This window comes from Actinomadura rupiterrae, assembly GCF_024172125.1.
Taxonomy (GTDB): domain Bacteria; phylum Actinomycetota; class Actinomycetes; order Streptosporangiales; family Streptosporangiaceae; genus Spirillospora; species Spirillospora rupiterrae.
The window spans coordinates 492992-506503 of sequence record NZ_JAMZEA010000001.1 but is presented as its reverse complement, the minus strand read 5'-3'; the positions used below and the strand labels follow the sequence as shown (position 1 = coordinate 506503).

General features: G+C 74.8%; 9 protein-coding genes and 1 pseudogene. 8 read left to right on the top strand and 2 right to left on the bottom strand.

Going from position 1 to position 13512, the window contains the following annotated elements; all coding sequences use genetic code 11:
- Nucleotides 1-29 precede the first annotated feature (29 nt).
- The 3 genes from FHU30_RS02355 to FHU30_RS02345 all read left to right on the top strand — a co-directional run bounded on the left by FHU30_RS02355 (nt 30) and on the right by FHU30_RS02345 (nt 3398).
- Nucleotides 30-281, top strand: coding sequence for a hypothetical protein (locus FHU30_RS02355; protein ID WP_253870878.1), 252 nt, complete (start codon nt 30-32; stop codon nt 279-281).
- A gap of 99 nt (nt 282-380) precedes the next feature.
- Nucleotides 381-2501, top strand: a complete 2121-nt coding sequence (locus tag FHU30_RS02350; RefSeq protein WP_253870876.1) for an acyl-CoA dehydrogenase family protein — start codon at nt 381-383, stop codon at nt 2499-2501.
- A 72-nt stretch (nt 2502-2573) separates the two neighbouring features.
- The gene (locus FHU30_RS02345) at nt 2574-3398 is read left to right on the top strand and encodes an SDR family NAD(P)-dependent oxidoreductase (RefSeq protein ID WP_253870874.1); all 825 of its coding nucleotides are present in this window, start codon (nt 2574-2576) and stop codon (nt 3396-3398) included.
- Between the two features lie 72 nt (nt 3399-3470).
- On the opposite strand, the gene FHU30_RS02340 is transcribed toward FHU30_RS02345, so the two are convergent.
- Nucleotides 3471-3917 (bottom strand): hypothetical protein, encoded by a 447-nt coding sequence (locus tag FHU30_RS02340; protein ID WP_253870872.1) that lies wholly within the window; start codon nt 3915-3917, stop codon nt 3471-3473.
- A gap of 153 nt (nt 3918-4070) precedes the next feature.
- On the opposite strand from FHU30_RS02340, the gene FHU30_RS02335 reads away from it, so the two are divergent.
- The 5 genes from FHU30_RS02335 to FHU30_RS02320 all read left to right on the top strand — a co-directional run bounded on the left by FHU30_RS02335 (nt 4071) and on the right by FHU30_RS02320 (nt 12449).
- Nucleotides 4071-5798: an MmpA family trehalose lipid delivery protein gene (locus tag FHU30_RS02335; protein ID WP_253870870.1), complete on the top strand. Its 1728-nt coding sequence runs from the start codon at nt 4071-4073 to the stop codon at nt 5796-5798.
- Nucleotides 5798-5929 (top strand): hypothetical protein, encoded by a 132-nt coding sequence (locus tag FHU30_RS45760; protein WP_301322536.1) that lies wholly within the window; start codon nt 5798-5800, stop codon nt 5927-5929. The genes FHU30_RS02335 and FHU30_RS45760 overlap by 1 nt, the downstream gene beginning before the upstream one ends.
- Before the next feature lie 18 nt (nt 5930-5947).
- Entirely contained in the window at nt 5948-6745 is a 798-nt protein-coding gene (locus FHU30_RS02330) for a glycosyltransferase (protein ID WP_253870868.1), read from the top strand.
- Entirely contained in the window at nt 6742-8142 is a 1401-nt protein-coding gene (locus FHU30_RS02325) for a glycosyltransferase family 4 protein (protein WP_253870866.1), read from the top strand. The genes FHU30_RS02330 and FHU30_RS02325 overlap by 4 nt, the downstream gene beginning before the upstream one ends.
- Before the next feature lie 65 nt (nt 8143-8207).
- The gene (locus FHU30_RS02320; protein ID WP_253870864.1) at nt 8208-12449 is read left to right on the top strand and encodes an alpha-(1->3)-arabinofuranosyltransferase domain-containing protein; all 4242 of its coding nucleotides are present in this window, start codon (nt 8208-8210) and stop codon (nt 12447-12449) included.
- 16 nt (nt 12450-12465) lie between these two features.
- Here FHU30_RS02320 and FHU30_RS02315 read toward each other — a convergent pair.
- A pseudogene (locus FHU30_RS02315) lies at nt 12466-13455 on the bottom strand (acyltransferase family protein); the annotation flags it as partial.
- Nucleotides 13456-13512: the final 57 nt, after the last annotated feature.

Here is a 13512-nt window from a genome sequence, read left to right as displayed (position 1 = left end):
CCCGGTCACGCCTCGCCTAGTTTGAGGACATGCGCGAGGAGGATTTCGAGGACGCCCCAACCGGCCCGCTTCCGCGCGTGCTCCCTGCGCCGGACCGTCCCGCCCAGGACGGCGTGATGTCTCCGCCGCCCCAGGGCCCGGACGTGGCGACGGCCCGGCACGGCCCGCGGCGCGCGCCCAGACCCGGTGCCCTGACCAGCGCGATCCCGCTGACCTGGAGCGTGACCGGGCTGATCGCGGTGCTGCTGCTCGGCCTGTTCGTGGCGCTGCTCTGGCACTAGCCGCACGCGCTCCCGGTTCCGGTGCCGGGGGCGCGCCCGCGGGACAGCCGAACGCGATTCTAATAAGCTGTGGCTTACTTCCGAGCGAGAGGTGCGGCCATGGCGATCGGACTGACCGAGGAGCACGAGGCGCTCGCCGCGTCCGTGCGGGGGCTGGTCGAGCGGCACGGGGTGGACCGGACGGTCCGGGCGGCGGTCGAGGACGGTCCGGAACGCCGCCCCGCGTTCTGGACCGCGCTGGCCGACCAGGGCCTCCTCGGCCTGCACCTGCCCGAGGAGCACGGCGGGCAGGGCGCGGGGCTGCTGGAGCAGGCGGTCGCGCTGGAGGAGCTGGGCCGCGCGCTGGCTCCCGGCCCGTACCTGCCGACCGTCCTGGCGTCCGCGCTGATCGCGGCGGGCGGCGACTCGAAGGCGGCCGCCGACCTGCTGCCCGGCCTCGCGGACGGCTCCCGCACGGCCGCCGTCGCGCTCTCCGCATCCGGCCCGGTCCTCGGCGCCTCGCTCGCCGACCTGCTCGTCCTTCCGCTCGGCGACGGCCGGTGGACGGTCGTGGACGCGGCCGACGCCGAGATCGAACCGCTCGAAGCGCTCGACCTGACCCGTCCGGTCGCGCGGGTGACGGCCCGCGAGCCGGCCGGGGACCGCGTGATCGACGGCGTGGACGGGCAGGCGCTCGCGACCGTCCTGCTCGGCGCGGAGGCGTGCGGTGTCGCCGCGCGCGCCCTGGACGACGCGGTCGCCTACGCCAAGCTCCGCGAGCAGTTCGGACGTCCGATCGGGCGGTTCCAGGGCGTCAAGCACCGGTGCGGGCGGATGCTGATCGCCCTCGAACGCGCCCGCGCCGCCGTCTGGGACGCCGTCCGCGCGCTCGCCGAGGACGACCCGGACCAGCGCGCCCTCGCCCTCGCCGCGGCCCGGACGCTCGCCGCCGACGCGGCCGTGACCTGCGCGGAAGGCAACATCCAGGTGCACGGCGGCATCGGCTACACCTTCGAGCACGACGCGCACCTGGTCTACCGGCGGGCGCTGACGCTGCGCGCGCTGCTCGGCCGGGCGAGCCGCGCCCGCGCGGAGATCGCGGGCCTCGCGGTCCGGGACGTCCGGCGCGAGATGGACGTCGAGCTGCCCGAGGACGCGGCCGAACTCCGCGCCGGAATCCGCGCGCGCGTCGCCGAGCTGGCCGCGATGGACTTCCTCGAACAGCGTGCCGCGATGGCGGACGAGGGCTGGGTGACACCGCACCTGCCCCGGCCCTGGGGACGCGACGCCGGACCGCTGGAGCAGATCGTCATCCAGCAGGAGCTGCGCGCGGCGGACGTGAAGCCCGTCCCGCTGATGATCGCCGCGTGGGTCGTGCCGTCGCTCGTCCAGTACGGCAGCGCCGAGCAGCAGCAGCGCTTCCTGGGCCCGACGCTGCGCGGCGAGACCATCTGGTGCCAGCTGTTCAGCGAGCCCGGCGCGGGCAGCGACCTGGCGAGCCTGTCCACCCGCGCGGAGCGGGTCGAGGGCGGCTGGTCGATCAGCGGGCAGAAGATCTGGACGTCGCTCGCGCGCGAGTCGCAGTGGGGCATCTGCCTGGCGCGGACGGACCCGGACCGTCCCAAGCACGCCGGGATCACCTACTTCCTGGTCGACATGGCGTCGCCGGGCATCGAGATCAGGCCGCTGCGCGAGTGCACCGGCGACGCGGTGTTCAACGAGGTCTTCCTGGACGGCGTGTTCGTCCCGGACGACCTGGTCGTCGGCGAGGTGAACGAGGGCTGGCGGGTCGCGCGCAACACCCTCGCCAACGAGCGCGTCGGGCTGACCAGCTCGTTCCAGCTCGGCGGCGACCTGCGCAAGCTGGTCCGGCTCGCGCGCGAGCTGGACGTCGCGGACGACCCGGTCGTCCGGGACGAGCTGGGCCGGCTCGCCGCCGACGAGCACGCCTTCAACCTGCTCGGGCTCCGTGCCACGCTGAAGCAGCTCAGCGGCACCGACCCGGGCGCGACGGCGAACGTCCGGAAGCTGGTCGCGATGGAGCACGGCCAGCGCGTCACCGAGTACGGCTTCACCCTGCTGGACGCCGAGGGCGCGCTCACCGGCGGCTGGCGCGACGACCTGCGCCGCCGCTGGACCCGCTACCTGCTGGCGTCCCGCGCGATGTCGATCGGCGGCGGCACGACCGAGGTGAACCTGAACGTCATCGGCGAGCGCATCCTCGGCCTGCCCCGCGACTGACCACCCCCGGGAAACGGCCCGCCGCGCCGTCCGGGCCTGTCGCGCGACCGACGACCCCTGGAGGCGGCTAACATGAGGATCTTTCATGTAGTCGTCCCGGAGGTGCGCACGGTGGAACTCGGCCGGAAGATCGTCCTGATCACGGGCGCGTCGTCGGGGATCGGCGCGGCGGCCGCCCGCGAGTTCGCCCGCGCGGGCGCCACCGTCGCGCTGGTCGCCCGCTCCAAGGACCGCCTGGACGAGCTGGCCGCCGAGATCGGCCCGAACGCCCACGCCTTCCCGGCCGACCTCGCCGACCCCGACGCCGTCCTGGGAATGGCCGCCCGGGTGCGCGCCGAGCTGGGCGTCCCCGACGTGATCGTCAACAACGCGGGCGCGGGCCGCTGGCTGTTCGCGGACGAGTCGACCCCGCACGACTTCCGCGACATGGCGGCCGTCCCGTACCTCGCGGCAGGCTATGTGACCACCGCGTTCGCGGCCGACATGGTCCGCCGGGGGAGCGGGCGCATCGTCGTGGTCAACTCGCCGGTGTCGCGCGCGACGTGGCCCGGCGCGTTCGGCTACGCGGCCGCGCGCTGGGGCCTGCGGGGCATCGTCGCCGCGCTCCGGGTGGACCTGCGCGGCACGGGTGTCGGCGTCACCGAGATCGTCCCGGGCAAGGTCTCCAGCGACTACTTCGCCAACAACCCCGGGTCGGAGGAGCGCATCCCGAGCATCTCGGCGATCATCCCGACCGTCACGCCCGAGCAGGTGGCGAGGGCGCTGGTCGCCTCCGTCCGCCGGGACCGGTCGCGCACGGCGCTGCCCTTCATGATGCGCGTGACGATGGCCCAGGCGTGGATCGCGCCGTCCCTCACGCACCGCCTGATGAGCCTGACCGGCGCCAAGCGCCCGTAACGGACGCCAAAGGCCCGGTCACGCACGAGGCCGTGCGGGAACGCCCGCACGGCCCCGGCGTTCGTCCGGCCGTCAGCAGTGGGTCTTGAGGAAGCGGCTGAGCGGCACACCCTTGAGGTAGGTGTACTTCTTGCCGTTCAGGGTGACTATGCCCGCGCTGCTGTAACCGGCGAAGGTGTGCAGCGCCTTCGAGTGGCACTTGTAGGCGGCCGTCACGGCGTTCGCCTTGACGTTCTTCTTCAGGCTCTTGGCCCGGACCGGCTTCTTCTTCGCGATGCCGACCCCGGACTCCACGCCCAGCGCGTACACCTTCCTGGAACAGGTGACCTTGGTCGTGAGCTTCACGTAGTTGCCGGAGCGGTACGGCCCGACGGTGCTGATCCGGCAGTACGACGGGAGGCCCTGCGCGGTGACGCCGCCCGCGCCCGGGGCCGCCGAGGCGGTCCCGGCGAGGCTCGCCGCGAGGGTGGCCGCCCCGGCGGCGACGCCGGCCAGGGCAAGGGTCTTGTGCGTCCGCATGTGTCTCCTCGGGTCATCGAGTGATCGGGACTCGGCGGGCGGGTCGATCTTGGCAGAGCGGACCGGTCCGGTGGCCGTCCTCGTGCGGTCGGGGGCCGTCCTCTTGCGGTCAGCGGAACGGGAACTCCGGGGAACCGGTAGCGTCCGGTCGGGATGTCGGAGAGGGCGAAGCACGGGGCCGCCGCGCTGACCGGTCTGGTCCTGGGCCTGCTGGCGCTCGGACCCGGTCTCGCGCGGGGCTTCCTGCTGTCCTACGACATGGTCTTCGTGCCGCGCCAGCCGCTCAACGCGCTGACCTTCGGCCTGACCGGCACGCTGCCCCGGCACGTCCCGAGCGACGCGTTCGCCGCGCTGCTCTCGACCGTCCTGCCCGGTGACCTGGTGCAGAAGGCCGTGCTCCTGCTGATCTTCGTGCTCGGGTGCGCCGGGGCGGCGGCGCTGGTCCCCACGCCGCGCCTGCTTCCGCGCCTCGCCGCTGGGATTTGCTACGTCTGGAACCCGTACGTCGCCGAGCGGCTCGTCCTCGGGCACTGGGCGCTGCTGCTGGGGTACGCGTCGCTGCCCTGGGCCGTCGCCGCCGCCGGACGCCTGGCCACGCGGCAGGCCGTCCGTGCGCTGGTACCGGCGGCGATCGGGGGTTTCGCCGCCATGGCCGTCGCCGGGTTGCCCACGATCGCGGTGGCGGGGTTCGCTCCGGGGCGGCGCCGCCGGGCCGTCGCAGGGATCGCCCTGGGTGTGGTCGGGCTGTGCCTGCCGTGGTTGGTGACCGGCTGGCTGCGGCCCTCGGGGGTCCCGGGCGCACCTTCTGCCGTGGACGCGTTCGCGCCACGTGCCGACACGCCGTTCGGGACGCTCGGCAGCCTCCTGCTCACGGGCGGGGTGTGGAACGCGGAGGTCGTGCCCAAGGGGTACGGCTCGGGGCTGCTCGTCCTCTGCTGGGCGCTCGTCGTGATCGCGTCGCTCGCGGCGTTCGCGGGACGGATGCGTCGGGACCGTCCGGACTGGGCTGCCGGGCTGGTCGTGTCGGCTGCGGTCGGGTTCTTGATCGCGGCCTTTGGCGTGGTGGGCGCGCCTGCGCTCAAGCGGCTCATCGAGTTCTGGTCCGGGTTCGCGGTGATCCGGGACGGTCAGCAGTACACGGCTCCGCTCGTGCTCGTCATCGCGATCGGATTGGGGTTGGCGGCTGACGTGCTGCTGCGGCTCGTACGCCCGCGCGAGGAGGGCAAGGCGGATTGGACGACCGGTCTTGTCGGGTTCGTGGTCGCCGTCCTGCCGCTGGTGCTGATGCCCGGTCTGGCGGACGGTGCGGCGGGACGGCTTCGTCCGGTCGGGTATCCGGACGGCTGGGACGCAGCACGCAAGATCGTCCATGCCGACCGCGTTCCCGGGGACGTGCTCGTCCTGCCGTGGGCGACGTACCGCGGCTACCCCTGGAACGGCGGCCGGACGTCGCTGGACGCGCTGCCCCGCTACCTGGACCGCCGGGTCGTCACGCGGGACGCCGTGGTGGTCGGCTCCACAACCGTCCCGGCGGAGGATCCGGTGGCGCGCGGGCTCGATCCGGCCGTGGCGTCCGGCGGTCCGCTGGTGCCCGCACTCAAGGCGGCGGGCGTCCGCTACGTGGCGCTGGACGCCGAGACGGGCGCGGGTTCGGCGCAGCGCGCCCGCCTCGCCGGAGCCGAAACGGTCCTCGACACCCCGGATCTCGTCCTCTACCGGATTCCCGATCCCGCGCGCACGAGCGAGCCGAAGGCGCCGCTCATCCCGGCAGCATTGTCATGGATTGTCATGGTTTCGCTGATCGTCTGGTCATTTGTTACCCCGGGCACTAGTGTGACGAGACACATCCCTCGCACCCCCCGACGTGGAAGGTATCCCTGATGCGCATAGCGATCGCGGCCCTGGCGGGGGCGCTGCTGGCTGCGTTGACGGCGGTGAGCACGATCCACTTCGAGAACGCCGCGCAGAAGGACCCCGTGCTGAAGCCGCTGTACAACTACGGCTCCCGGTAGGCCCGGCCCGCCCCCGCGATGGCCGTCGCCACCCGTCCGACCTCGTCCCTTGAGGTCGTCGTGCCCGCCTACAACGAGGCCGTCCGCCTTCCGGACGGCCTCGACGCGCTGGGCGCCCGGCTCGCGGCGCTCCCGGTGGACGCGTCGGTGCTCGTGGTGGACAACGGCAGCACGGACGGGACGGCCCGGATCGCGGCGGCCTGGCGCGGCCCGGTCCCCGTCCGGGTGATCACCTGCCCGGAGCGCGGGAAGGGCGCGGCCGTCCGCGCCGGGCTCCTCGCCACGACCGCCCGGTACGTGGGGTTCTGCGACGCCGACATGGCCACCGACCTCGCCGGCCTGGACGACGCGCTCGCGCTGCTCGGCGACGGCCACCCGGTCGTGGTCGGCTCGCGCCGGCACCCGTCCTCGCTGGTGGAGGACTACAGCCACCCGCTCCGCAAGGTCGGGGCGATCGTGTTCAACCGGCTGACGCGCGACCTCGCGGGCGGCGTGACCGACACCCAGTGCGGGTTCAAGTTCTTCGACGGCCCGCTGGCCCGCGCGGCGGCCGCCGACCTCACGACCAGCGGGTTCGCCTTCGACGTCGAGCTGCTGATGCACTGCGCGCGGCGCGGGGCGGCGATCACCGCGATACCGGTCCGCTGGCGGGACGTCCCGGGCTCGACGTTCTCGGTCCGCCGCCACTCCGCGCGCTGCCTGCGGGACGTCGTGGTGATCCGGCTCGCCGCCCGCCGGCCGGTCGAGGCGCCTGACCCGGCCGCGCAGCCCGTGCCGATCCCGCTCACCGAGATCAGCGGGGCCGGCCCCGGATGAAGGCCGGTCAGAACAAGGGCCCGGCCGAGGTGGACGGCGGCGTGGACGGTCTGCGCGTGGCGGTCGTGAACTGGCGCGACCCCTGGCATCCGGCCGCGGGCGGCGCCGAGGTGTACGCCTGGGAGCTGGCCCGCCGGTTCGCCGAGCGCGGCGCGGAGGTCACCTACGTCACCTGCCGCGCGCCGGGGCAGGCCCGCCGCGAGCGGGTGGACGGCGTCCGCTTCGTCCGGCTCGGCGGCCGGTTCACCGTGTACCCGCTGGTCCTGGCCTGGATGCTGGCGCACCGGCGGCGCTTCGACGCCGTCCTGGACTGCCAGAACGGCATCCCGTTCTTCACGCCATGGGTGCTGCCGCGCCGCGTCCCGGTGTTCTGCGCGATCTTCCACGTGCACGACGAGCAGTTCGGCCTGTACTTCCCGCCGTGGCTCGCCTGGATCGGCCGGACGCTCGAAGGCCCGGTCGCGCGCCGCACCTACCGGCGGCACGCCTGCACCGCGATCTCGCCGACGACGGTCGAGGCGCTGCGCACCCGGCTCGCCTGGACGGGCCCGGTCTACCTCGTCCCGGTCGGCGTCGACACCCCGAAGGACGACCCGGCCCCGCGCCGGGCGCCCGACCCGTCCGCGCCCCGGCTGGTGTGCGTGACGCGGCTCGTCCCGCACAAGCGCGCCGACCTGCTGCTCGACGTGGTCGAGCGGGTCCTGCCCGAGCGTCCGGGGCTGCGGCTGCGGATCATCGGGCGCGGTCCCGAGCAGGACCGGCTCGCCGCCGAGATCGCCGCGCGCGGCCTCGGCGGGGCCGTCGAGCTGCTCGGCTTCGTCCCGGAGGACGAGAAGGCCGCCGTCGTCGCGGACGCCGACCTGCACCTCAGCGCCTCGCGCGGCGAGGGCTGGGGCCTGGTCGTCGCCGAGGCCGCCGCGCTCGGCGTCCCGACGATCGCCTACGACGTGGACGGCCTGCGCGACGCCGTCCGGGACGGCACGACCGGCTGGCTCGCCGCCGACACCGGCGACGCCGACGAGCTCGTCCACACCCTCGACCTGGCGCTGAAGGAGCTGGCCGACCCCGCCCGCCGGGACGCGGTCGCGGCCGCCTGCCGCGCCTGGGCGGCCGAGTTCGACTGGAAGCGCACCGCCGACCGGATGGGCGAGCTGGTCGCCGCGTCCCGGCGGCGCGGCTCCAGCGGCACCCGGGGCACGGCCGTACCCGGGGCGGACGCACACGTCGTCCGCCGGTACGGTGACGGTCACCTCCGGGTCGCGGAGGGCCCGGTCCGGGACGAGCTGCTGGACGCGGGCGAGGCGGAGCCGGTGCGTCCCGCCACGCCCCTGGAACGCCTGCTCGGCCGTGTCGAGGACACCGGCGGCGGCGCCGCCGCGGAGCCCGCCGGGCGCTGACCGCGGAGGCGGCAGAGGTCGGTACGGGTCGGGTCCGGGGGGAGGCGAGCGCCATGGCGAGCGGCATGGCGAGCGGCAGGGGGAGCGGCGTCCCGTCCGCGACCGCGCCCGACGGCACCCCCTACACCGAGGTCGCGGTCGATCCCCGGCTGCGCGACCGGATGCGGCTGCTGGTGTGCTGCCTGGCGCTGACCGCGCTCGCGGTCTGCACGGAACCCGGCCTGCTGCTCGCCGACACCAAGATCGACATGGTGCTGGACCCGGGCGCGTTCCTCGGCCGGGCGCTGCACCTGTGGGACACCGAGCAGTTCGGCCAGCTCCAGAACCAGGCGGCGGGCTACTTCGTCCCGATGGGCCCGTTCTACTGGCTCGGGCACGCGGCCGGCATGCCTGCCTGGATCGTCCAGCGGCTGTGGTTCGCGCTGCTGATGTGCGCGGCGCTGCTCGGCGTCCGGGCCCTCGCCGCCCGGCTGGAGACCGGCGGGCCGACGAGCCGCCTCGTGGCGGGCATGGCGTACGCGCTCAGCCCGCACGCGCTGTCCGCGCTGGGCCAGAACTCCTGGGAGTACCTGCCGCTCGCGATGCTGCCGTGGACGGTCGTCCCGCTCGCCACGGCGGCGAAACGGGACAGCGGACGGCTCCGGGCCGCCGCCAGGTCCGGCCTGGCGATCGGGCTGTGCGGTGGGATCAACGGCACCGCGACCGTGGCGGTGCTGGCCGTCCCGTTCCTGTTCCTGCTGACCCGTCCGCGCGGGGTGCACCGGTTCCGGCTGCTCTCCTGGTGGACGGGCGCCGTGGCGTGCGCGGTCGCCTGGTGGCTGGTGCCGCTCGTCCTGACCGGCCGCTACGGCTTCTCCTGGCTCGGCTATACCGAGCAGGCCGACACCACGACCGCGACGACCGGCCTGGTGGACGTCCTGCGCGGCACCGAGCGCTGGATCAACTACCTGCCGCAGGCGCTGCCGGTCGGGGGAGCGCTGGCCGGGCACGCGTGGCTGGTCCTGATCACCGCCGGGCTGGCCGCGTTCGGCCTGGCCGGGCTCGTCCGCCGCGACCTGCCGGACCGGACGTTCCCGCTGCTCGTCCTGCTCGCCGGCGTCGCGATCGTCGCGGCCGGGCACGCCAGCCGGATCGAGGGCCCGCTCGCCCCGCACCTGCGCGACCTGCTGGACGGCCCGCTCGCGCCGCTCCGCAACCTGTACAAGTTCGACGGGATGGTCCGGCTGCCGATGGCGCTGGGCATCGCGCACCTCCCCGGCACGCTGCGCAAACCCCGGCTGCGCGCTGCGGTGTTCGTCGGCTCCGCGCTGACCCTGGTCGCGGTCGCGACGCCCGCGATGGCGAACGGCCTCGCCGCGCCCGGCGCGTTCCCGGACGTCCCGCAGTACTGGCGGGACGCGGCGTCCTGGCTGAACAAGCGCGCCGGGACGCAGTCCGTCCTGGCCCTGCCCGGCTCCCGCACCGGCAGCTACACGTGGGGCCGTCCGATGGACGACGTCATCCAGCCGCTCCTGCGGACGGGCTGGGGCGCGCGGCAGATGGTCCCGCAGGGCTCGCCCGGGTACGCGCGGATGCTGGACGCCATCGACCAGCGCGTGGCGGCGGGCCGCGGGTCGCCGGGCCTCTCCGAGGTGCTTGCCCGCTCCGGGGTGCGGTACCTGCTGATCCGCAACGACCTCTCGCGCGGCGATCTGGCCGGGGCGTGGCCGGGCCGCGTGCACCAGGCGCTCGACACCTCGCCGGGCGTCCGGCGGGTCGCGGCGTTCGGCGACCAGCCCGGCGGCTGGAGCGACGACGCGGTCAGCGCGCTCGACCAGAAGTACCCGGCCGTCGAGATCTACCAGGTGGACGGCGCGCGGCCGGTCGCCGGGCTGCTCGACGCGTCCGGGGCCCTGCGGCTGCGCGGCGGGCCGGAAGGGCTGCTCGACCTCGCCGACGCGGGCGATCTCAAGGGCCGTCCGGTGCTGGTCGGGGACGACGCGTCCGACCTCGGCGGCACACCGGTCGCCTCGGACGCGGCGCGGCTGCGCGACCGGTCCCGCTCGGAGATCCGGACGCAGATCGGCCCGACCCTGACCGCCGGTTCCCAGCCCGACACGACGCACGGCCTCGGCCCCGATCCCGGCGACCCGGCCTGGGACGGCGCGCAGACGGTCGCCGAATACAGCGGGATCAAGAACGTCACGGCGTCGTCCTCGGCGTCCGACCCGGGCACGCTGTCCGGGATCGATGATCCGGCCGCGATCCCGTACGCGGCCGTCGACCGCGACCCCGACACCCAGTGGATCACCGGCGGGACGAGCGGTCCGGTCGGCCAGTGGCTCCGCGTCGACCTCCCGGCGCCGCTGGACCCCGGCTCGCTCCAGGTGACCTTCACCCGCAACGACCTGCTCGGCCCGGCCCCGACCCGGGTCGCGGTCGAGACCGAGCGCGGCACGAAGGTCCAGGACGTCCGGCCGGTCGCGGACGCGCAGACGCTCGAAGCGCCGCCCGGACCGTCCTCGTGGCTGCGGCTGCGCATCCTCGCGGTCGGCGGGAAGGCCGGTGAGGGCACGCGGGTCGGCGTCCGGGACCTGTCGATCCCCGGCGTGACCGCCGAGCGGTACCTGCGGCTCCCGGCCGTCCCGGCGCAGCCCGGCGGCGGCACCGCGCCGCAGTTCATGGGCCGGGTGACGCCGCCGCGTCCCGAGTGCATGCGCGGCTCGGCCCGCTGGGTCTGCTCGCCCGAGCTGGCCCGCGGCGACGAGGACGGACCGACCCTGCGCCGCGTCTTCACCGGCCACGGCGGCTCGGCCCTGGTCAGCGGCCAGGCCGTCGTCACCGATCCCGAGCTGGCCGACAAGCTCACCCGGAACGGCGTCCAGACCAAGGTCACCGCCAGCTCGTCCTGGACGAAGGAGGCCCCCGCGCAGCCGCGCGCGGCCGTGGATGGCGACCCCTCGACCGCCTGGATCGCGGCGGGCGACGACAAGAAGCCGTCGCTGACGCTCGCCTGGGGCAAGAAACTCAAGCTGGACGAGCTGACCGTGACCCGCCCGCCCGGCGCGCGCTCGGCGATGACGGTGACCGTGCTCGGCACGCACGGCGAGGTCCGCGAGGGCCTGGTCGGCGGCGACGGGAAGCTCCGGTTCGCCCCGATGCGGACGGACCGGGTGACGCTGCGGTTCGCGACGTCCCAGGTGCCGGTGCAGGTGGCGGAGGTCGCGGTCCCGGGCGTCCCGACGCTGACCCGGTCGGGGTTCCTGCCGTTCACGACGTCCTGCGGCACCGGGCCCGACCTCACGGTCAACGGGCGCGACGTCAAGGCCAGGATCACCGGGACGGTCGACGACGTGCTCGGCGAGCGTCCGGTGACGTTCCGGGCCTGCGGGGCCGTCCCGCTCGCGAACGGCGACAACCGGATCAGCGCGGGCGGCCGCTTCCGCGTGGACGCCGTGGCCGTCGACCCGGACGCCGCGCTGGCCACCGCCACACCCGGCAAGACGCATCCGGTCACGATCGAGTCGTGGGGCAAGGGCGAGCGGCGCGTCCAGGTGACCTCGCCGAACAAGTCCTTCCTGGTGGTGAACGAGAACTTCAACTCCGGCTGGAAGGCCGAGACGGCGAACGGCGGCGCGCTGCGCCCGGTCCGGCTGGACGGCTGGCGGCAGGGCTTCGAGGTCCCGGCCGGGACGTCCGGCACGGTCACGCTCCGGTACGCGCCCGACACCGCCTACCGGGGCGCGCTGTTCGGCGGCCTGGGGCTGCTGGCGCTGCTCGTCCCGGTCTCCTTGCGGCGGCGCGGGACGCCTCCGCCTCCGCCTGCCGCGCTCGTCGCGCCGAGGAAGCCGGGCGTCCGGTCGCTGCGCGTCGCGGCGCCGGTCGGCCTCGCGGCGGCGCTCGGGTTCTGGCTGGCCGGTCCGGTCGGGCTGGCCGTCGCGGCGGTGTCCGCGCTGGTCGGAGTGGCCCCGCAGTGGTCGAGCCGGCAGGCGGCCCGGCGCGTCCGGTCGGCCTGGATCGCCGCGTTCTTCATGCTGCTCGGCGGCGCCTCGGTCGCCGCCGCGGCCTGGATGATCCAGCGCGGCGGCACGCAGGGCGACCTGCTGTCGATCCTCCGGGACGTCTTCCCGCAGATCTGCGGCCTGGCGGTGCTCGGCCGCCTCACCGCCGCCCTCACCGCGCCGGACGCCCCCGACGCGTGGCTCGCGGACGGCGTGGAGCTGCGCTGGTCCGCCGCGCTGCCAGCCTCCGCACCGGCTCCTCGATCAGGTAGTGGCTCGCCGCCGCGGCGGCCGCGGTCAGCGCGAGGCAGACCGGGAAGTCGGTGAGCAGGTTCCCGCTGAACGGCGCGTGCCCGGTCAGGTCGAACCAGACGAAGATCACCACGAACTGCCAGAGGAAGATCCCGTAGGAGATCCGGCCGAGGAACGCCAGCACCGGGTTGCCGAGCACGCGGCCGACGACCGGGTCGTCCGCCGGGGCGAGCGCGGCCGGGGCGACCAGCAGCACCGCGACCAGCCCGTACAGGACGACGCTGAACCCGGTCGTCCAGCCGTTGACGGAGTTCAGCCGGGAGAGCCCGGTGATCGGCGTGGACGCGATGACGTACACGAGCGCGCACGCCGCCCAGCAGACCGGCGCCGAGTCGGCGACCGTCCGGGAGAACCGGGCCGCCGGGCCGACCGGGACGGCGTTCGCCCAGACCGTCACCACGGCCAGCGCCATCCCCGCGCCGAACCACCCGAGGTACTGCGGAAGCAGGCTTCCCCAGTAGGGCGGATTGGGCGTCTCCAGCATGGCGACCGCGTACACGACCGATCCCACGGCCATGGCGCCCAGCGCGTACAGGAGCCGCTTCGCCCGCTCGCCGACCGACTGGCCACGCCGCGCCCACCGGTCCAGCAGTAACGCCAGCACGGGCAGCGCCACGTAGTAGGACGCCTCGACGCTCAGGCTCCACATCTGCCCGAGTCCCTTGGGGCCCAGGTGGTCGGTCCACCACGGATGCGGATCGAAGCCGTAGGCGAGCGTCGTGAGGCCGAGCAGGCTCGGCACGTCCGACAGGTGGTCGCGGCTGTAGAGGCCGAGCGCCACCGCCATGACCACCCAGTACGCGGGCATGAGCCGCAGCACGCGCCGCCACAGGTAGCCGCGCGTGCCGGGAGCGGGTCTCAGACCGAGCGCCCCGGCGGCCCACGGCCGGTAGAGCAGCAGCCCGGACAGGACGAAGAAGATCGGCACCCCGATCTCGCCGCGCGACAGCAGCCTGACCAGCATCGTCGGCGGCCGCAGCAGGTAGCCGGTGCTGGCCGCGACGTGGAACAGCAGCACCATCAGCGCCGCGATCGCGCGGACGCCGTCCAGCGCGTCCTGGCGTCCGGAGATCACCGG